The 20,724-nt window shown below is 72.0% G+C and carries 14 protein-coding genes; 6 read left to right on the plus strand and 8 right to left on the minus strand.

Annotated elements, in window-relative coordinates; all coding sequences use genetic code 11:
- Positions 1-106: 106 nt before the first annotated feature.
- From AC0VYL_RS07320 to AC0VYL_RS07335, 4 genes are all read right to left on the minus strand, one after another.
- Complete coding sequence (locus AC0VYL_RS07320; protein ID WP_475460592.1) at positions 107-433, minus strand: tetratricopeptide repeat protein; 327 nt, start codon at positions 431-433, stop codon at positions 107-109.
- Between the two features lie 214 nt (positions 434-647).
- Positions 648-1,178: a beta-class carbonic anhydrase gene (locus AC0VYL_RS07325; protein ID WP_475460594.1), complete on the minus strand. Its 531-nt coding sequence runs from the start codon at positions 1,176-1,178 to the stop codon at positions 648-650.
- An 84-nt stretch (positions 1,179-1,262) separates the two neighbouring features.
- On the minus strand, positions 1,263-3,758 hold the full coding sequence (locus tag AC0VYL_RS07330; protein WP_475460596.1) for a DNA gyrase/topoisomerase IV subunit A: 2,496 nt from the start codon (positions 3,756-3,758) through the stop codon (positions 1,263-1,265).
- Between the two features lie 218 nt (positions 3,759-3,976).
- Positions 3,977-6,319: a glycosyl hydrolase gene (locus tag AC0VYL_RS07335; RefSeq protein WP_475482671.1), complete on the minus strand. Its 2,343-nt coding sequence runs from the start codon at positions 6,317-6,319 to the stop codon at positions 3,977-3,979.
- Positions 6,320-6,729: 410 nt separating this feature from the next.
- Between AC0VYL_RS07335 and AC0VYL_RS07340 the strand changes: the two genes are divergently transcribed.
- Entirely contained in the window at positions 6,730-8,937 is a 2,208-nt protein-coding gene (locus AC0VYL_RS07340; protein ID WP_475482672.1) for a RecQ family ATP-dependent DNA helicase, read from the plus strand.
- Between the two features lie 250 nt (positions 8,938-9,187).
- Here AC0VYL_RS07340 and AC0VYL_RS07345 read toward each other — a convergent pair whose 3' ends face one another.
- On the minus strand, positions 9,188-10,123 hold the full coding sequence (locus tag AC0VYL_RS07345; protein WP_475462969.1) for a carbohydrate kinase family protein: 936 nt from the start codon (positions 10,121-10,123) through the stop codon (positions 9,188-9,190).
- Positions 10,124-10,556: 433 nt separating this feature from the next.
- On the opposite strand from AC0VYL_RS07345, the gene AC0VYL_RS07350 reads away from it, so the two are divergent.
- The 4 genes from AC0VYL_RS07350 to AC0VYL_RS07365 all read left to right on the plus strand — a co-directional run bounded on the left by AC0VYL_RS07350 (position 10,557) and on the right by AC0VYL_RS07365 (position 16,123).
- A complete protein-coding gene (locus tag AC0VYL_RS07350) occupies positions 10,557-13,277 on the plus strand; it encodes a bifunctional acetate--CoA ligase family protein/GNAT family N-acetyltransferase (protein ID WP_475460602.1) in 2,721 nt (906 codons plus the stop codon).
- An 86-nt stretch (positions 13,278-13,363) separates the two neighbouring features.
- Entirely contained in the window at positions 13,364-13,942 is a 579-nt protein-coding gene (locus tag AC0VYL_RS07355; protein WP_378735365.1) for a DUF5998 family protein, read from the plus strand.
- Between the two features lie 603 nt (positions 13,943-14,545).
- Entirely contained in the window at positions 14,546-15,370 is an 825-nt protein-coding gene (locus tag AC0VYL_RS07360; protein WP_475482673.1) for an enoyl-CoA hydratase-related protein, read from the plus strand.
- Positions 15,371-15,469: 99 nt separating this feature from the next.
- Positions 15,470-16,123 carry an MBL fold metallo-hydrolase gene (locus tag AC0VYL_RS07365; RefSeq protein ID WP_475460605.1) on the plus strand — a complete coding sequence of 218 codons (654 nt, stop codon included), beginning with the start codon at positions 15,470-15,472 and terminating at the stop codon, positions 16,121-16,123.
- A gap of 48 nt (positions 16,124-16,171) precedes the next feature.
- Here the strand turns inward: AC0VYL_RS07365 and AC0VYL_RS07370 are convergent, their stop codons facing one another.
- The 3 genes from AC0VYL_RS07370 to AC0VYL_RS07380 form a co-directional block, all read right to left on the minus strand.
- Entirely contained in the window at positions 16,172-18,316 is a 2,145-nt protein-coding gene (locus AC0VYL_RS07370; RefSeq protein ID WP_475482674.1) for a CHAT domain-containing protein, read from the minus strand.
- 220 nt (positions 18,317-18,536) lie between these two features.
- Positions 18,537-18,956, minus strand: a complete 420-nt coding sequence (locus AC0VYL_RS07375; protein WP_475482675.1) for a carboxypeptidase regulatory-like domain-containing protein — start codon at positions 18,954-18,956, stop codon at positions 18,537-18,539.
- Between the two features lie 3 nt (positions 18,957-18,959).
- Positions 18,960-19,559 carry an RNA polymerase sigma factor gene (locus AC0VYL_RS07380; protein WP_475460611.1) on the minus strand — a complete coding sequence of 200 codons (600 nt, stop codon included), beginning with the start codon at positions 19,557-19,559 and terminating at the stop codon, positions 18,960-18,962.
- 313 nt (positions 19,560-19,872) lie between these two features.
- On the opposite strand from AC0VYL_RS07380, the gene AC0VYL_RS07385 reads away from it, so the two are divergent.
- The gene (locus AC0VYL_RS07385) at positions 19,873-20,367 is read left to right on the plus strand and encodes a DUF3145 domain-containing protein (protein WP_475460613.1); all 495 of its coding nucleotides are present in this window, start codon (positions 19,873-19,875) and stop codon (positions 20,365-20,367) included.
- The last annotated feature ends 357 nt before the right edge of the window (positions 20,368-20,724 follow it).

The raw sequence follows: 20,724 nt of genomic DNA on the forward strand, positions 1-20,724 counted from the left end.
GTAGACGAGGATGAAGAATCCCTCTGCAAAGGCGCCGAACCCCGGGCCGAAGCGAAGCGGAGATGCAAGGAAAACACTGAAGCGGAGGCCCGAAGAGGTCCAGCCGTCAGTCCAGGGAACCGCCCGACATCACCGCGTACATCCGGCGGTAGGTGGCCGCCTCCTCGTGGCGGCTCTGCCTCTCCAGCGTGCGCGCCAGGGCGATGTGCGCCCAGTTGTCCACCGGGTCCAGCTCGATCAGGCTGCGGAAGGCCGCCTCGGCCCTGTTGAGCTGAGCGGAGTGGAAGTAGGCGCGACCCAGCAGCTCCAACATCGAGCGGCTGCCCGGCTCGTTCTCCACCACGGGTTCGAGGATCTGGGCGGCGTAGATGGGGTCGCCCAGCTCCATGAACATGCGGGCTCGGTTGTAGGTGTCGTAGGTGCTCTCTTCCACGGTGCTCCTCTCGAGGGTGTCCACCGACGCGGGTCACAACCGCCGTGGGGTGGGCGGCATTCCCGGGGATGGGCGAGGCGGGTGCGGGGCCCGGGGCGGTGGTGCGCACCACCCACCAGAGTGATCCCCGTGCCGGACCCCGGTGACACCTTCCGGGGAACGACACGCGACCGCCCCCGGCCGTACGGCCGGGGGCGGTCGCGTGCTCACGGGACTAGAGGTCGACCGGGGTCACCCTGCCGTTGTCCACGTCGTAGATCGCACCGGCCACCGGCAGGCCCTTGGGCAGCAGCGGGTGATGGCGGATGCGCTCAAGGTCGTGCTGGAGCGCGCCGAGCTGGTCGTTGTCGGTCTTGAACTCCAGGCTGCGCGTGTCCACCCCGTAGTCGTTCAGGATGAGGTCGTGGACGACGTCGTCGTTCTCCACGGACGCCATCTTGCACTTGGTGTGCGGCAGGATCAGCACGCGGTCCACGCCCAGCAGGTACACGGCCAGCACCAGCGTACGCAGGGTGTCGTCGGTGACACGGGCGCCCGCGTTACGCAGGATCTTCGCGTCGCCGGGCTTGAGGCCGAGCATGGTCAGCGGCTCGATCCTGGAGTCCATGCACGTGACGAGGGCCAGCCCCCGGGCGGCCAGCGGTTTGAGACCGGTGAGAGAGAAGTCGGCGGCGTAGTCGGCGTTGGCGCCGAACACGTCGTCGAAGGCCCCGGGGGGAGGGGTGACGTTGGTGCTGTCGCTCACTTGTAGTGACTCCCTGTGTCGTATGGGTGCATGGACTGCCGTGCACACAGATAAGCACACCCGTGCGCACGGCTCACGTGAAACTCAGGCCCCGGATCCGGGAGGGGCGATTCCGGAGTCGGTCCGACCACTGCCGACCGTGACGACGGCACTGGTCAGGGCCTCTCCGGAGCCGTCCCGACGCTCGGTCAGGTCCGGCAGGCGAACCGGCTTTCCGTCGGCTCGTGACGCCCGGGCCGGGGCGCGTCCCACCCACGCGAACGTCAGGGTGTCCTCACCCTTCAGGTAGCGGTGGCAGCGCACCCCGCCGGTGGCCCGACCCTTCGAGGGGTAGGCCGCGAAGGGGGTGACCTTGGCGGACCCGGGCAGGGTGCTCTCCAGCGCGTCGCCGCCGCCGGAGACGGTCACCACGACCGAGTCCTCGGGGCTCGGCACCGCGCCGAACCACAGCACGCGGGCCTCCTCGGACAGCCGCACACCGGCCACGCCGCCCGCCTGACGACCCTGCGGGCGGGCCGTGGAGGCCGAGAAGCGCAGCAGCTGGGCCTCGGAGGTGATGAAGACCAGGTCCTCCTCGCCGGTGGACAGCTGGGTGACGCCGATCACGCGGTCGTCGTCCTTGAGCGAGATGATCTCGAAGTCGTCCTTGTTCGGCGGGAAGTCGGGGGCGACCCGCTTGACCACACCGCCGACGGTACCCACGACGAAGCCGGGCCCGGAGGTGTTCATGGACACGATCGACACGACCCGCTCGCCCTCGTCGAGCTGCACGAACTCGACGACGCCCAGACCGGCGGCCAGCGGCGGGCGCTCGGGTTCTCCGTCGCCGTCGGCGGGCAGCTCGGGCAGCTCCACCACCGGGACCCTGATCATCCGGCCCAGGTCGGTGACGAACCCGATGTCCGAGCGCGAGGTGGTCGGGACCGAGACCTCGACCGCGTCGTGCTTGGCGCGCAGGCCCGTGTACACGCGCGGCGTGGTCGCGCCCTTGGTGCGGCCGATGTGGCCGTCGACGCCGAGGAGCACGTGGCAGGGCTGGTCGGCCATCTCCAGCGGGATGACGGCGGCGCGGGCCACCCCGTCGCTCTCGCGCAGCTGCGTGCGGCGGGGGGTCGCGAACTTCTTGGAGACGTCGTTGAGCTCCTTGGAGACCACCCGGCGCAGCTTCTTGTCCGACTCCAGGATGGAGGTGAGCTCCTCGATCTCCAGGTCGAGCTTGTCCCGCTCGGTCTCCAGCTCCAACCGGTCGAAGCGGGTCAGGCGGCGCAGCGGGGTGTCGAGGATGTAGCGCGCCTGGATCTCGGAGAGGTCGTAGGCGCCCATCAGGGACTCGCGCGCGGCGGCGGTGTCGTCGGCCTCACGGATGAGGGCGATGACCCGGTCGATGTCGAGCAGGGCGACGAGCAGGCCGGCGACCAGGTGCAGCCGCTCCTGGCGCTTCTTGCGGCGGTGCTCGCTGCGGCGGCGCACCACGTCGAGGCGGTGGTTGACGTAGACCTCGAGCAGCTCACGCAGGCCCAGGGTCTGGGGCTGGCCGTCGACCAGGGCCACGTTGTTGATGCCGAAGGTCTCCTCCATCGGCGTGAGCCGGTAGAGCTCCTCCAGGACCGCTTCGGGGTTGAACCCGTTCTTGAGCTCGATGACCAGGCGCAGGCCCTGGTTGCGGTCGGTGAGGTCCTTCAGGTCCGAGATGCCCTGGAGCTTCTTGGACTGCACCAGCTCCTTGATCCGGCTGATGACCTTCTCGGGGCCGACGCTGTAGGGCAGCTCGGTGACGACCAGGCCGGTACGGCGCGCGGACACCTTCTCGATCGCGACGGTGGCGCGGGTCTTGAAGGTGCCGCGGCCCTTGCGGTAGGCGTCGCGGACGCCGTCCAGGCCGACGATGGTGCCGCCGGTGGGCAGGTCGGGGCCGGGGACGAACTCGGTGAGCTCGTCCAGGGTGGCCTCGGGGTTGGCGATCAGGTGGCGGGCGGCCGCGATGACCTCGCCCAGGTTGTGCGGGGCCATGTTGGTGGCCATGCCCACCGCGATGCCGGACGCGCCGTTGACCAGGAGGTTGGGGAAGGCCGCCGGAAGGACCTCGGGTTCGGTCTCCTGACCGTCGTAGTTGGGCTTGAAGTCGACGACGTCCTCCTCGATGGAGGACACCAGGAGCTCGGCGGCGCTGTCCAGCCGGGCCTCCGTGTACCGCATGGCGGCCGGGGCGTCGTCGCCGCCCAGGGAGCCGAAGTTGCCGTGGCCGTCGACCAGCGGCACGCGCATGGCGAAGGACTGGCTCAGTCGGACCAGGGCGTCGTAGATGGCGGAGTCGCCGTGGGGGTGCAGCCGACCCATCACCTCCCCGACCACGCGGGCGCACTTGACGTGGCCGCGGTCGGGCCGGAGGCCCATCTCGTTCATCTGGTACAGGATGCGCCGTTGGACCGGTTTCATGCCGTCACGCGCGTCGGGCAGAGCACGTTGGTAGATCACCGAGTACGCGTACTCCAGGAAGCTGCCGCGCATCTCCTCGGAGACGTCGATGTCGATGATCTTCTCGGCGAGATCCTCGGGGGGACGGGAAGTAGTACGGGCCATGTCCGTAATTCTGGCCTGTGCCAGGGACTGAAACGTACGGGGGCGCGTGGTTGGGCGTGTGTGAGTCGCGCGACTGGGGGGTTTCGCACCGTCTTCGACACGGTTTTCCGTCCCCGGGAGGACCCGGGGACGGAGAACACGACTCGCGTGTCGCGGGCGCGCCCTCCTCCGCACACCCGGTCACGGGAGGGCGTGCGGAGGAGGGGCGGGAGGGGCCGTCAGCCGGTGGTCACGGCGGTCTCCCCGGCGGGGACCTCCAGCGAGGTGCCGTCGGAGAAGGTGACGGTGAGCGGGTCCGTACCCGGGTTGAAGGCGGTGTACGTGCTGGTCCCGCCCTTGTCGAACACGGCGTAGTGGGCGGTGTCGGCGGTCACGGACACGTCCACGGTGCCGAACTCCGCGAGGGTGGAGACCCACTGGTAGGTGTGCGGCTTGGAGCCGCCCGCCTCGGGTTCGTAGGTCTGCCACTGCTCCTCGAACATCCGCAGGGCGTCGTCACCGTCGGAGAGCGCGCGGTGCGCCCAGTGGATGTCCCGCCAGATCTCCGGCTCCCCGCCGAGCTTGTCCACGAGTGACTCGTAGATCACCCCGGCGTGCTCGGGGTCGTACCCGAGGTAGAGGGAGCCAGCGGTGATGGGCAGGTAGTTGATGCCGTAGTGCTCCTCGTGGCCGCCGTCCCACCAGATGCGGTAGTCGCCGCCGTCGCCCCAGACCATGCCCACGACGTCCTCGGGGTAGTCCTCGGGGAAGGTGTCCCCGCCGGCGTTCTGCCAGTAGCGGGCGATGGTGGAGGCCTGGGTGGTGTGCAGGTAGACACCGAGGTCGCGCAGTTCCTCGTCGCCGGTCAGCGCGCCGAAGTGGGCGGTGGCGGCGGCGAAGTGCATGCCTTCGGAGGAGGACTCCTGGTTGTTGCCGGCGGCGAACCCGGCGTGGCCGGAGGCCCAGCCGTGCCCGGCGTAGGGGGAGAAGGAGCGCAGGCGGGGGAACATGTCCCCGTCGGTTCCGGCCACGTCCTGGATGAGCAGGCGGATCATGCCTCCCCAGGCGTCCTCGCTGGCCCAGTCGCGGTCGTAGCGGGCGACAACGGCGGCGGCCGAGACGAAGTAGCCGTAGTGGAAGTCGTGGTCGTTGAGTTCGGTGGCGGCCCCGAAGCTGTCGGGGTAGCCGAGCATCGTGCCCCACTCCTCGTCGTAGTGGAACTGACGGGTGCCCCCGGCGGTGAGCCAGTCCTCCAGGCGCCCCTGGACCAGGGAGAGGAGTTCGTCCCGGGCCTCGGTGTGGCCGATGGAGTCCGCGATGGGGATGAGCTGCGCGAGGCGGCCCATGGCCTTGCCGTCCCAGTAGGTGTCGCCGGGCTCGGGGAAGAGCTCCTCCTCCGCGAGGACGTCGTCGATCAGGGCGGCCAGCCGGTCGTGGTCGGCACCGTCGACGGTGGGCAGGCTGGGCATGATGCCCTGCGTGGTGAGTTCGGTGGTGAAGGAGGCGCCCTCGGAGACCTTCATCTCGCCTCGGGGGGAGGCGTAGGCGAGGTCGGTGAGGTCGCCTGTGACGTTGGCCCACTGGTGGGGGTACAGGGCGGTGAGGGTTCCGGTCTCCTCGCCCTCCCTGGCCTCGGTCTCCAGTCGGTAGGTGCTGGTGAGGGAGGACGCCGCCTCGTCGTAGTCGTACTCCACGACCGAGCCGGTGACGAAGGAGTGGGCGTAGGGGGCGAAGGCGTCCAGGTCCTCGGGTGAGGGCAGGACGGCCACCGAGTAGTACCCGTCGTCGCCGGTGTCGGCGGTGAGGGTGTCACCGGAGACGGACCAGGGCGCGTCGGAGGGCGCGAACAGGGCGTAGTGCCTGCCGTTCACGGTGGCGCCGACGGTGGAGCCGTCCTCGTGCCAGATCTCGGGGGTGCCGGAGAAGGTCACCTCGGCCCCGGCGCCCTCGGTCTCGGCGTAGGCGAAGGGGAGGCCCTGACCGATGGTGACCCGGAGCTGGGCCCCGCCGCCCTCCCAGTGGGCGGTGACCGTCCAGTCGCCGCTGTCGGCGGTGCGGGTGTCGGGGGAGTCGAGTCCGGCGGCACCCAGGGTGAGGTCGGAGACGGCCGTGTACTCGTACTTGAGGTCGTCACCGACCATCTGGTGGGAGTCGGGGTAGCCCATGTCGAGGCCGCCCTCGTGGGGGTTGTAGCTCAGGGGGTGGGCGAAGAGGTTCTCGCCGTGGGGGTTGTCGGGGTAGCGCTGGAAGATCAGCGAGGACCACCACTCGTTGGTGGGGGCCGGACCGGTGTGGTCGTCGGTGACCTTGGGCGAGACGGGACTGCCGTTGAGGTCGGAGGGGCCCGAGGCGCCCTCGGGGCGGGTGCTGGTGTAGCTGCCGGAGCCGACCGGGACCTCGGCCGCGCCCTCGGCGGAGACCGGGGTGGCGGAGGTGGCGCCGGTGACCGCGAGGGTCGCGCCGCCGACCACGAGGGCGGAGGCGGCGGCGAGCAGACCGAGGGAGGTCCGGGGCCGCGGGTGCGCGTGTCGGGGGAAACGGGGGAGGAAGCCGCTGGTGGGGCGGCCTCGTGGTTGCGCCATCGTCTGCCTTTCGTGCTTCTCTCAAGGGAGCCGCCGGATTCGGGAGCGCTCCCAATCGTGAGGGCCCGAGCCCTGGCGTCGAGTGTTCAGGTGACACTCGGTGAGCGCAATGCCACATAACGGGAAAGTTCCCATTCTGTTACCACCGTCCTCCCGGGTTTCGGCGGAGGGGCGGCGGTACGCCGGGGCGGCCGCGGGCCGTACGGCCAAGGCACCGCGCACCTGGCGCGAGCCTCGGTACGCCCGGGCGGCCGCGGGCCGTACGCACGGCGCCGAGGAGCCCGGTGGGGCGGATCCGCTGAGAGCTTGCACACGGGGCCGACGCGCCGACCCGTGCTCGGGGGCGCCCCGGGAGAGCGTCACCTGTGGATAACCGCGTCCACCCCCACGGCCTCTGGTACCAAGGAGTCATGGCCACTCCCACCCAGCCTGACGTCCCGGTCCCCGACGCGCCGACCACCACCGAGCCAGCCCTCTCCGCCGCCGCCGCCGACGGCGCCCTGCGCGAACGCGCCGAGGGGCACCTGCGCGCCCTCGCCGGCGAGTCCGCCCGCCTGCGCGAGGACCAGTGGACCGCCATCCACGCCCTGGTCGCCGAGCACCGCAGGGCACTGGTCGTCCAGCGCACCGGCTGGGGCAAGTCGGCGGTGTACTTCGTGGCCACCGCCCTGCGCCGGGCCGAGGGCGCGGGCCCCACAGTCATCGTCTCCCCGCTGCTCGCGCTGATGCGCAACCAGATCGCCGCCGCCGAGCGCGCGGGCATCCGCGCCCGCACCATCAACAGCTCCAACACCACCGCCTGGGAGTCCACCTACGCTGAGGTCTCCCAGGGCCTGGTGGACGTGCTGCTGGTCAGCCCCGAACGGCTCAACAACCCCGAGTTCCGGGACCGCGTCCTGCCCGAACTCGCCGCAGGGGCGGGCCTGGTCGTCATCGACGAGGCGCACTGCGTCTCCGACTGGGGCCACGACTTCCGGCCCGACTACCGGCGCATCCGGTCCCTCCTGCACGACCTGCCCGACGGGGTCCCGGTCCTGGCCACCACCGCCACCGCCAACGAACGCGTCACCCATGACGTGGCCGAACAGCTCCAGGCCGGGGCCGACCGGGCCGACACCCTGGTCCTGCGCGGCAGCCTGGAGCGCGAGAGCCTGAGCCTGGGCGTGGCCGAACTGCCCGACCCCACCGCGCGGCTCAGCTGGCTGGCCGAACACCTGCCCAAGATCCCCGGATCGGGCATCGTCTACACGCTCACCGTCAGCGCCGCCGCCGAGACCGCCCGCTTCCTCACCGAACAGGGCCTGGAGGTGCTGCCCTACACCGGGCAGACCGACCCCGACGAGCGCAGGCTGGCCGAGGACGCCCTCCTCGGGAACCGGGTGAAGGCGCTCGTGGCCACCAGCGCGCTGGGGATGGGCTTCGACAAGCCCGACCTGGGTTTCGTCGTGCACCTGGGCGCCCCGCAGTCACCGATCTCCTACTACCAGCAGGTCGGCCGTGCGGGACGCGGTGTGGAACGGGCCGAGGTGGTGCTCCTGCCCGGCCGCGAGGACGTCCGGATCTGGGAGTACTTCGCGGGGCTGTCCTTCCCCCCGGAGGACACCGTTCGCCAGACCCTCCAGGCCCTGGCGGAGTCCGACAAGCCCCTGTCCACCGCCAACCTGGAGACCCGGGTGGACCTGCGTCGCACCCGCCTGGAGCAGATGCTCAAGGTGCTGGACGTGGACGGGGCGGTGCGCCGGGTGCGCGGCGGCTGGACCGCCACCGGTGAGCCCTGGACCTACGACGCCGAGCGCTACGCCGCCGTCAGCGCGGCCAGGGAACGCGAACAGCGCGCCATGCTCGACTACGTCTCCACCGACACCTGCCGGATGGAGTTCCTCCGCCGACAGCTCGACGACCCCGCCGCCGAACCCTGTGGCCGCTGCGACGTGTGCACCGGCCAGTACTGGACCACCGACGTCGACACCGGCCGCCGTCAGGCCGCCGCCGACCACCTGGACCGGCCCGGCACGCCCCTCGCGCCGCGTCGCCAGTGGCCCTCCGGCATGAACACGCTCGGGGTGGGCCTGTCCGGCAAGATCCCGGAGAACCTGCGGGCGGGGGAGGGGCGTGCCCTGGGCCGTCTCACCGACATCGGCTGGGGTACCGAGCTGCGCCGTATCTTCGCCGAGGACGCCCCGGACACCCCCGTGGACGAGCGTGTCCTCCAGGGAGTGGTGCGTGTGCTCGCCGCCTGGGGATGGGAGAACCGCCCGGTCGGGGTGGTCGCGATGCCCTCGCTCTCCCGCCCGACCCTGGTGGGGGACCTCGCCGCCCGGATCTCCGAACTCGGCCGTCTCACGCCGCTCGGCTCCCTGTCCTACCGGACCCCCACGGGCCCGGGGCCCCGCCGCCACAACAGCGCGATGCGCCTGGAGCAGGTGTACAACGCGCTGGTGGTGGATCCCGCGCTGGCCGAGCGGGTGGAGGACCTTCAGAGAGACACCCCGGGCCCGATCCTGCTGGTGGACGACCAGGCCGACACGGGGTGGAGCCTGACCGTGGGAGCCGCCCTGCTGCGCAAGGCGGGCGCCCCGGAGGTGCTGCCGCTGACCCTGTCCACCACGGGCGGGTGACCCGGAGGCCCGGGTGCGGGTGTCCCAGCCGGGCACCCGCCCCGCCCTCGGGGATCCACGCTCACGGGGCAGCAGAGTCCGGCGGTCCGCCCGCCCGGGTGCTGGACGGTCCGCCAGAGCGGGGTACACGGTGCGGCCGAGGCAGGCCCTCGGGGCGCCCACCGGTCTTCCTGGCGGGCCGCCGGGCCCCCGGGGCGGGCATGACGAGACCCCGTCACCCTGGGGTGCGGGGTCTCGGAAAACCGACGGTCTAGCGGAGACGCTGGCCTCGGGGCGCGCCACGGCGCACCGGCTCGCCCTCACCCAGATCCGGGCGGGCGCCCGGCTGGTGCAGCGCGCGGGCGGCCAGCCTGCTGGCCCGGCCCAGCGCCTCTTTGGGGTGCCGCCCGGTCAGCCACGCGGGGAGGAAACCGGCGATGAACGCGTCACCGGCGCCGACGGAACCGGGGGAGGGGTCCACCGGCTCGGCCGGGGCCCTCACACAGTCCTCGCGGGTCTTGGAGGCCCACAGCCCACCCTCCTCGCCGAGCTTGATCACGACGTTGGGGAACCAGGCGGTGAGCACCTTCGCGGCGGCCTCGGCGTCGTCCCGGCCGGTGAGCACCCGGGCCTGGTCGACGTTGACGAACAACAGGCGCGCGCCCTGCGTCCAGTCGAGGAAGTTCTCCGCCCCCGCGCGCTCCAGCGGAGCGTGCGAGCCGCCGTCCACGGAGATGGACATCCCGCTCTCCCGGGCCATGCGCAGGGCCACCCGGGCCGCGCGGCGGGAGTCGGAGTTGATCAGCGTGTACCCGGACACGTGCAGGTGGCCGTCGGGGCCGAACACGTCGCGGGGCAGGTCCTCGGGCTGGAGACGGGCGTTGGCGCCGGGGTCGCTCAGCATCGTCCGGTCGCCCCGGTGGGTGATCATCACCACGCAGGTGCCGGTGGAGCGCTCGGGGTCCATCACCATGCGGGAGTCCAGGCCGTAGCCCATGAGCTCCATCTCGCGGGTGCGCCCGGTGATGTCCGAGCCGCGACGACCGACGAACGTGGTATCGGTGCCCTCGACCGCGAGCCACGAGGCGATGTTCGCCCCGGAACCGCCGCCGTACATGATCACCGACGCCGGAGTGTCGCTGCCGCGGGCCAACGGGTGGAACGCGCGCGCGACGGCATCGGTCATCAGATCACCGATCACGACCACTCGAGTCATTTCGCCAGCCACCACCGAGGGTTTGAGAATCTGTGCCCGCACGACGTTAACAGCTTAACGATCAGTGTCGGGTAACGAACTGACAGCGCCCGGGACACGCGGTCACGCAGGGGCCGCCGCGGGTCGTGAGGCCCTGCGCACAGGGGTTTTCGACCCACCCAGGAAGACTATCCGCACTCGGCGTGATCTCGGACGCCCGTCCGTCTCCGGAAGGGGGTCGGGCACACTCCGAGGGCGCGGACCCCGGCCGCGTCGAGGAACCGGAACCCGGGAACGTCCACGACACACGCACCCGTCACCGCGAGTACGGGAGGGTACCCGGCTCCCGTCGGAGGCCCGTCGGGGGCCTGTCTGAGGGGTCGATTTCGGTGACCCCGCATGGACTTTCCCCGAATTCGACCGATTGTCGTCTAGTCTCGCTGTCGTGCAGTCCTACCCGAACCACTGGGAAGCCGACGTCGTCCTGACCGACGGAGGCACCGCGCACCTGCGCCCCATCACCCCTGACGACGCCGACCTGCTGCGCGAGTTCCACTCCCGGCTCTCACCGGAGACGATCTACTACCGGTTCTTCGCGCCCTACCCCAAGCTCTCCGACCGGGACGTGAAACGCTTCACGACGGTCGACTACGAGGACCGCGTGGCCCTGGTCGCCACCATCTCCGACTCCATGGTCTCCGTGGTGCGGTACGACAAGGTCGCCCCCGAGGAGGCCGAGGTGGCCTTCGTCGTGGAGGACGGGCACCAGGGACGGGGCCTGGCCTCGGTGCTCCTGGAGCACATCGGGGCCGCCGCCCGCGAACGCGGGGTGCGCCGCTTCATCGCGGACGTCCTGCCCGAGAACCGACGCATGATCAACGTCTTCCGCGAGGCCGGGTACACCGCGCAGCAGACCTTCGACGAGGGCGTCATCCGCCTCACCCTCGACCTCCAGCCCACGGACGACTCCACGGAGGTCATGCGGGCCCGCGAACAGCGCGCCGAATCGCGCTCCATCGCCCGCCTGCTCTTCCCCGAGTCCGTCGCCGTCATCGGCGCGAGCCGCACGGCGCACACCATCGGCCAGACCGCACTGCGCAACCTGCTCGGCGGCGAGTTCCAGGGCCCCGTCTACCCCGTCCACCCCGAGGCCAAGGCCGTCGTGGGCGTGCGCGCCTACCCGTCCGTCCTGGACATCCCCGACCAGATCGACCTCGCCGTGGTGGCCGTGCGCGCCGACACCGTCGTCGACGTGGTCGAACAGTGCGCCGAGAAGGGCGTGCACGGGCTGATCGTGGTGAGCTCCGGGTTCGGTGAGGTCGGCCCCGAGGGGCGTGCCCGTCAGGACGAACTCGTGCGCACCGCCCGCGCCGCAGGAATGCGCGTGGTCGGCCCGAACTGCCTGGGCATCGCCAACAGCGACCCCACGGTCTCGCTCAACGCCACCCTCTCCCCGGACCTGCCGCCGCAGGGACCCATCGGCTTCTTCTCCCAGTCCGGTGCCCTGGGCCGTGCCATCCTCCAGCGGGTGGCCGAACGCGGCATGGGCCTGTCCACCTTCGTCTCGGCGGGCAACCGCGCGGACGTGTCCGGCAACGACCTCATGCAGTACTGGCAGGAGGATCCCGCCACCAAGGTGGTCCTCCAGTACCTGGAGTCCCTGGGCAACCCGCGCAAGTTCACCCGCCTGGCCCGGCGCCTGGCCAAGCAGAAGCCGGTCGTCGCCGTACGCAGCGGTGGTTCCGCGCGGACCACCCCCACCGGGCACGCCGCCGGTGGCCTGGCCCTGCCCGACTACGCCGTCACCTCCCTGTTCCAGCAGGCGGGCGTCGTGCGCGTGGACGACATCACGCAGATGTTCGACGCCGCCCAGGTGTTCGCCTACCAGCCGCTGCCCGAGGGGCCGCGCGTGGGCATTATCGGCAACTCCGACTCCCTGGAGCTGCTGGTCAAGGACGCCGCGGTCCGTCAGGGGCTCAAGCCGCACGACCCGGTCAACCTGGGTCCGCAGGCCACCGCCGACGACTTCGACACCGCGATCCGGGCCGCTCAGGCCGCCGAGGACGTGCACTCGATCGTGGTGGTCTTCGTCCCGGCCCTGCACCCCATCGGTGACGACGTCGCCCGCGTGCTGCGGGCCCGCTCGCTGGACTCGGACAAGCCCATCGTCACCACCTACCTCGCGCGCCAGGGCCTCCCCGAGGAGCTGCGGCACGTCGGTGACCAGGGGCAGACCCTGCACGGATCGGTGCCCTCCTACCCCTCTCCCGAGGACGCCGTCCGCGCCGTCGCCCACGCCACCCGGTACGCCCAGTGGCGCAACCGCAAGCCCGGACGCCACCCCGAGCTGCCCGACATCGACCGTGCCCGGGCCCGCGCGACCATCGGCCGCGCGCTCAAGAAGGCCGGGCCGACCGACGAGGACGTCGCCTGGTTCGGTGGCGAGCGCCGTTACGACGAGGAGACGGCGATCTCCTCCGAGGACGCCCGCGACCTCCTGGCCTGCTACGGCATCGCCGCCTACCCGGACATCAAGGTGACCTCCGCCGAGGAGGCCGTGGTCGCCGCCGGTGAGCTCGGCTACCCCGCGGTGGTCAAGGCCGACGCCCCCGACCTGCGGGTACGCGCGGGAGGCACGTTCGTCCGCGCCGACCTGCGCACCCCCGAGGACGTTCGGAGCGCCTACCTGTCCCTGGAGGACCGCTTCGGTGGCGAGGCGGAGCTGGTGGTCCAGCGCATGGCGGCGCCCGGCGTGCCCACGGTGGTGCGCGCGGGCGACAACCAGTCCTTCGGCTCGGTGGTCTCCTTCGGGCTGGCGGACGTCACCGCCGAGCTGCTCGACGACCGCGCCTTCCGCCTGGCGCCGTTGACCGACATGGACGCGGCCGACCTCATCCACGCGGTGCGGGCCGCCCCGCTGCTGTTCGGGCTGCCCGCAGGGGCCACCTCGCTGGCCGAACAGCCCAACGTGGAGGCCCTGGAGGAACTGCTGATCCGGGTGTCCCGGCTCGTGGAGGCCTTCCCCGAGATCGGCTACGTGGACCTGGACCCGGTTCTGGTCAACGCCACCGGAGCGCACGTCCTGGGCGCCCGCATGTGGCTGCGCGAGGCCCCCGAGGTGCGCCCCGACGTGGGACCGCGCCGTCTGCGCGGGGTGACGTTCTGATCAGGGAATGGGTCTCACGTTTCGGCGGACGGTCGCGAAGTGTCGCCGGAAGGGGGCAGGATAGAGGTATGAGGAAAACACGTGCCGTGTCCACGGATTGGCGCCTGGAGATCGAGCGGAGCGGCTACTACCCCGCTCTGGTGATCGACGCCGTCGCGACCACCCTGGGCGAGGAGGACGCCGAGGCGTTCATCGTGCACCATGAGGCGACCTTCGACCCGGCCATGGAGATGCGTCGGCACATCACCGTCATGCTGCTGACCGCCACCCGCCTCGTCGTCTGTCACACCGACGAGCACCCGCCCACCGAACCCGGCGGTACCTCGCACGCCTCCACCACGACCGACAGCATCCAGCTGGGCAACATCCAGTCGGTGGCGCTGACCCGGGTGGTTCCCAACCCCGCCCAGTACACGCCGGGCAGCCTGCCCAGCGAGCTGGTGCTCAGCGTGAACCTCTCGGTGAACTGGGGCGCGGTCGCGCACATCGACCTCGAACCGGCCTCCTGCGCGGACGAGAGCTGCGAGCTCGACCACGGATACACGGGTGCCCTCACTGCGGAGCCGCTCACCCTGAGGGTGAGCGAGGCGGCCGACGGCGCGGAGGCGGTCACCACCATGCTGCACTTCGCGGACGCGCTGTCCGCCGCGACCACGCGGCGCTGACACGGCGAACACGCCCGAAGCACACCCGGCGGGGCCGGGGCGACCTCCTCGGAGGGGCGCCCCGGCCCCGTCCGCGTCGAGGCGCCGGAACACGGGTTCCACGCCGTGTCCGTTGAAGGGGGCGCAGCCGCTGGCCATAGGCGACCTGGCCACCACCATCCACGCCGTGGGCGTGGACGTCTTCCGGTTGGGCGCAGGGTGGTCAACGGCCAGCCCAAGCCCGCCGCCGACATCCCTCCGGGATCCGGTGTCGGTCGGTCCGGTGCGGCCGGGACCCGGTGGGCGAACCCCGTCCCCATCCACGAACCAGCCAGCCGGTGCTCCCATGAACCGGGTTCCGCACGGCGGGTCCCCCGCTCTCCCAGCCGGGTCCGCTGTCCGCCCCCTCACTGTGGGGGCGCCTCGTCGGTGGTTCCGTGGGGCGGGTGGGAGCCCCGGCGGGCGTGAGCGCTAGCGTGTGGTGCACGTAACACCAGCGCGCTCGCCCGTAACACGGACCCGGCAGACTCGTCGTCGGTGGGCGTGGCCCGGGACCGCCGCGCGTACCGCCGCCAGTGACGCCGTGGCCTCCGCGCGCGTTCAACGGAGAGAGGTCAGCCCGCGATGACGCAGCACCCGACGCCCCCGAACCCCTCGGACGACGCCCCCCTCGTACGGTCGGACGTCGACCGGGCCATCGCCACCATCACCCTCGACTCCCCGCGCAACCGCAACGCCCTCTCCGCGCGGCTGCGCTCCCAGCTCTCCGCGGCGCTCTCCGCCGCCATGGCCGACGACGACGTCCGGGGCGTCGTCCTCACCGGCAGCGGCCCGGTCTTCTGCGCGGGCGCGGACCTCAAGGAGGTCGGCGCGGCCCTCCAAGGGGCCCCGGTCGAACCCGCACCGGAGCTCCCCGAGATCTTCGAGCAGATCATGGGCGGTCCCAAGCCGGTGATCGCCGCCCTCAACGGCGCCGCCCGCGCGGGCGGTATCGGCCTGGTCGCCGCCGCCGACATCGCCCTCGCCCCCAAGAGCGCCACCTTCGCCTTCACCGAGGTGCGGATCGGTGTGGTCCCGGCGATCATCTCCGTCCCGGTCTCGGCGCGCATGCACTCGCGCCAGCTCAGCCGCTACTTCCTCACCGGGGAGCTCTTCGACGCGTCCGACGCGGCCAGGGCCGGGCTCATCACCCAGGCCGTTCCCGACCGCGACATGGACCAGGCGTTGGACGCCGTCCTCCAGGGGCTGCGCGGCTCGGCCCCGAGCGCGCTGTCCCGCACCAAGGAACTCCTGGGCGAACTCGGCGGCGGGGCCCAGGCCGCCCCGGACCGCCGCACCGAGGTGTTCACCCGCATGGGCGAGCTCTCCGCCGAGTTCTTCGCCGGGGAGGACGCGGCGGAGGGCCGCGCCTCCTTCTTCGAGAAGCGCCCGCCACGCTGGGCCCGCTGACGCCGTCCCGCCGCCGCTCGGCCCCGGAGGTGGGACACCCGAATCACCGGGTGTCCCACCCGGGTTCCTACGCTCTCCGCGACAGGCCACAATGGTCGGGTGAGCTACTCCGGAGATACCAAGGTCGGCGGCCCCGCCGACCTGCGCCAACTACCGCATCTGACGATCACCAAGCTGGCCGTGGGCCCGATGGACAACAACGCCTACCTCCTCCGCTGCCGGAGCACGGGCGAGGCGGTCCTCATCGACGCGGCGGCCGAACCCGACCGAATCCTGGAGCTGATCGGTGAGGACGGGCTGACCCGCGTGGTCACCACCCACCGCCACCAGGACCACTGGCAGGCCCTGGCCGAGGTCGTCGGCCAGACCGGCGCCCGTACGGTCGCCCACCCCGACGACGCCGACGAACTGCCGGTGTCGGTGGACGAGCCGGTCGCCCACGGCGGCACGGTCCCGGTCGGGGACAGCGCACTCACGGTCATCCACCTGCGCGGCCACACGCCCGGGTCGATCGCCCTGCGCTACGACGACCCCGAAGGCCACACCCACCTGTTCACCGGTGACAGCCTCTTCCCGGGCGGGGTCGGCAAGACCTGGTCCGACAAGGACTTCCAGACGCTGTTCGGTGACGTGTCGGAGCGGCTCTTCGGAGCGCTGGCCGACGACACCTGGGTGTACCCCGGGCACGGCGGCGACACCACCCTGGGCGCCGAGCGTCCGCACCTCGCGGAGTGGCGCGAGCGCGGTTGGTAGGAACCTGAGGGGGCGCGGCGGTGACACGGACCGCCGCGCCCCGGACACTCAGGTCCCGTAACAGCAGAAGCCGAGGTGGCCGAGGTGCTCCGCCACGGCCTCGGCCGCCTCGGCGCCGTCCGCGAGCGCCCGGTGGAACGAACGCATGGCCGCCTCGGTCCGCGCGTCGTCCACCGGCACCGGACTGGCCACCACCGTGCGGGTGCCCCGGGCCAGCAGGGCACCCACGAACCCGCCCGGCCGCCCCGGTGCGCCGCCGAAGCCGTGCCCGCCCCAGCAGCTGGACAGGACCGCCAGCGCCGGAGCGGAGGGGAGCGCCGTCAGGTCGCAGGCCAGCAGTGGCCCGTCACGCAGGTCGAACCGGTCGAGCATGGGCGTGCGGTCGCCGACGCTCCCGTGCCCGGCCAGGTGGGCGAGGTCGCATCGGGCCAGTGCGTCGAGGATCCGGTCCCGGCCCGCGTGGACCAGGACCCGCGCGCCCGGATGGGCCCTGGCGAGGGCGGCCACCTCCAGCCGTGCTCTGCGCGGCTCCGGTCCGCACACCAGCAGGACCCTGTCCCGGCGGGGCCGGACGGTCGGTCGTTCCGCCCAGGACCTCGCCGTGGGCACCAGGCGCACCGGCCGCCCGCGCAGGCCCGGGAGCTGTCCCCAGGGCAGGTCGCCCGCGTACGGTGCGGCCGTCACCACCAGGGAACGGTCCCCGACCAGGGGCAGGAGCGGGCCGAGCAGAGTCGACGAGACCAGCGCCGCCGTGCCCGGCACCGGACGGTCGGGATCGGAGCGACCGGGTGGATGCGTCCGCACGGTCCGCTCGTGGACGAACCTGCCGAGCGCCCGACGGATCCGCACCAGCGGCCCGAGACCGCGCGCGTGCACGCGTCCGGCCACCGCGACCAGGGCGACGGCCTCGGATCCGGCCACCGTGAAGTGGACGAACGCCCGGCCCTCCAGGCGCTCCAACAGCGACTCCAGTACCGGGAGCCGGTGTTCGCTTGAGGCCTGCCGAGTCCGAGGCGCCCGCCAGTGCGCGGACTCCCAGCGCCGCGCGTGGTGGTGGGCCTCGGGACCGGCGCCGCGTCCCAGGGCCAGGCGGTAGTGGCCGGTCGGGTCCGCCATCCTGGGCGCGGAGGCGGTCTCCGGGGTCGGTGTCAGGCCCTCGGCCCAGGTGCGGCCCAGCTCGGCCCACTCCAGGGCGGTCGCGGGATCCCCGGCGAGCAGGGAGGTCTCCAGTCCGGCCCGGAGCACGTGGGGGTCGCGGTCAGCGGTTCCGAGCCAGGACCCGGGCGCGGTGGCGCCGCGCTCGGAGAGACGGTCCAGCGCCCGACGCGCGTCCGTGAGCAGACCACGCCTTCCGGCGACGTCCCACGCGTTCCGGTGGCCGGTCCCGCGGCCGCCTCCGCACTCCGCGGGCTTCCGGTCGAGGGGTGGCGCCACGGCGGGCACACGGAGTTCCAGGAGGTCCCTGGCCCGGCGGGCCGGCACACGGCACCGCGCGGCACCGTCGGCCACGCGCTCCAGCCGACGGGCCAGGCCGGTCCAGAGCGAACCCGGGCCCAGGCCCGCGCGGATCCGCCGGGTGAGGTGGAGCGCGCCGGGGTGGTCGCCCTCCATGAGGCGGAGCTTGGCCTCCACCAGCACGCGCGCGGTGCTGTCCTCGTCCGCGTGCCAGGTGGCCTCGGCCAGGGTGCGCCCGGCCTCCTCCACCAGGCCGACCGAGAGCAGCGCCTCGGCCAGGTCCACCCGCAGCGGGCCCTGGCGGTCGTCGGGCATCTGGTGCGCGAGGTCGTGGAAGGTGGTGATGGCGGTGTCGGTGTCGCCCCGGTAGAGGTCGAGGCAGCCGAGGTTGTGCCGGGCCACCAGCCCGAGCAGGGGGAGGCGGCGCGCCTCGGCCAGGGAGAGCGCCTCGTTGAGGTGGTCCTCGGCCGGACCGAAGTGTCCGCAGAGGGTCTGGGCCAGGCCGAGATCGGTGAGGAGCCCGGGGAGCACCGGGTCGAGTTCCGAGACGGGGTGGCCGCGCAGGCGCCTTCGGGAGTCGTTGAGGAGGACCAGGGTCTGGTCGCAGCGTCCGGCCTGAGCCAACCTCACGCCCTGCGTGACCTGCGCCAGCAGTGCGCGTCCGGTGGCCAGGAACGGTGGGTCGTCGTCCGGGGGAGGGCTTGTGGTCGAGCGGGCGGGCGTTGCGCGGGGGAGCACGTCCGACAGCCTTCTTTCACCAGGGGGCCGGTCAACTCCAGTGATAGCAGCGCGCCCGGCCGGGCGGGAGTGGCCCGCGTCAACCTGTGGATAACCGGGCGATCGCGGAGTATGACGAACCCGGGCGAAGCCGGACACGTGACGGCGAGTTGGCACACGGACCAAACGGGGTTCGGGCCGTGGCCGATTCCCTCTCCCCTCGTCGTCCGGCGCCCCCGGCTCAGACGGTGAACCAGTCCGTGACCGTCAGGGGGCGGTTGGGGCACTCCACGACCAGACACACCGGCCCCGGGGGCACGGCGGTGTCGAAGCGGCCGTCCATCCGGACGAACAGGAGGAGTGTGGAGCCGGGGCGCCGGAGGTGCACGTCCACGTGGTCGAACTCGCCCCTGACCAGGCCGGACAGGACACGTTGCCCACCGCGTTCGCGTACCTGGAGGTCCAGGTGGACACCGTCCAGGTCGAAGGTCAACACGCTCGGGGTGGTTCCCTCCTCGTCGCGCTGGAGCGGTTGCTCCGGGGAGGGGACCGTGTCACTGACGGTTCTGGCCATCCTGGCCCCGTCGAAGGAGCGGTCGAAGGCGGCCAGCGCGGCGGCCCGACCGGCTCGGTCCTGACGTGGGTCTGGGTCGTTCCGCACGGTTCACGCACGCCTTTCGCTCGGATCTGCGTTCGCTCGAAGGGTGCGGCGGAGCTGACGGATCAGGTGCCGCCGCTGGTTCGGGGTGGTCCGGTGGGAGATCGGTCCGGCGTCGGGGGAGTCGTCGAGATAGAGGCGTGCGACCCGGCGGTCTACCGGGTCGGTGAGGCCGTCGACGGCCCGGTGGAGCGCGGCGTGCCGTTCCTCGTGCAGGTACCGGCGTTCGGGGTCGTCCTGGTCGTGGGCGTACCCGTCCATGTCGACTGGATCGGTGGGAACGAAGCGCTGCCGGTGCCGCCGCTGGCGGTCGCAGGCCGTGTGCGTGGCCCGTCGCAGCCAGGCGGCGAGTCGGTGCGGGGAGTGGAGGCGGGTCAGGTGCTGGTTGAGGCGGAGCCACACCGTCTGGACGGCGTCCTCGCGGTCCTGCTGCGGGAGCCGGTACGAGCGCGCGATGGCGTTCACCATGGCGAGGTGGCGGTCCACGATCGCCTCCCACGCGTCCGCCCTCCCGTGGCAGGCGCCCAGCACGAGTTCGGCGTCGCTGGGCTCGACCGGATCGGGAGACGGCGCCGGGACGGGGCCGGTTGTGGCCGGAACCGGCAAAGAAGTGGTAGAAACATACCCTGAACAGTGCTGATGGGCGTTTCTGTCGAGGGTTTCCGGAGACTGGATGCCCTCTTGAGTCTGGTCTGGCACATCCGCCCCCACTATGATCGGACTCCCTGTCGCCGCCTGGGCCACACGCTAATCACTGGGTGTCCCGGGTGCGGTGGGAACGCTGGAAAATACCAGCGTGCGAGATGGTTCTCAGGGTGCCATTGGGGCACAATGGGGCAAAAGGCATTCAGGCGGGTATGCAACCTTCTCGTAGTACGAGGGCGTCGGGGAAGCGCACTCGTTCGTATCAGGAGGTTCGGTGTCCGCACGTGGCGTCTTGTACGTCCACTCCGCACCCGCGGCGCTGTGCCCACATGTCGAGTGGGCGGTCGCGGGTGTCGTTGGAGTACCCGTCAAACTCGACTGGGTCGCGCAACCGGCGGCCCCCGGCCATCACCGCGCCGAGCTCAACTGGCAGGGGAAGCCGGGGACCTCGGCCGCCGTGGCCTCCGCGCTCAACGAATGGCAGCGCCTGCGTTTCGAGGTGACCGAAGAGGGGTCGCCCGGCTGCGACGGCATGCGCTACAGCTACACGCCCAGCCTCGGCGTGTTCACCGCCGTCACCAGCGCCGCGGGTGAGGTGCTCGTTCCCGAGGGCAGGCTGCGCGCCGCCATGGCCACCGCGGCGAGAGAGGGCACCGACCTCGCCGCCGAACTCGACCGACTCACCGGGCGCTCCTGGGACGAGGAGCTCGAACCCTTCCGCTACGCCGGTGACGGCGCCCCGGTGCGCTGGCTGCACGCCGTGGGCTGATCCCGCCCCGGGCAGCACCGTGCGGGCGGAGGCGATGCTCCCCCGATATGTCGAGTATCGCCCCACGGCCGGAGCCAGCACCAGTCGCGCCACTCGTGCCTGTGGACAACCCGACGCCGGTGGGACTGCCCTGGCATGTTCGGGCGGACGCCCCCGCCGTGGTTCCGGTCACGAACCAGGTGGTGACCGTGCCGGGCCGAGGTCGCCACCGCGCGCAGCCTGGACACGGGCGAGCTCGCCACCGGGTATCCCGGTTCCGGTCACGAACCAGACGGTGGCCGTGCCGTGCCGAGGTCGTCATCGCGCGCAGCCTGGACTCGGTCACGAACGTGGCTGTGACAGTGCCTGGCCGGTGGA

The organism is Nocardiopsis sp. iso_238 (assembly GCF_056173325.1).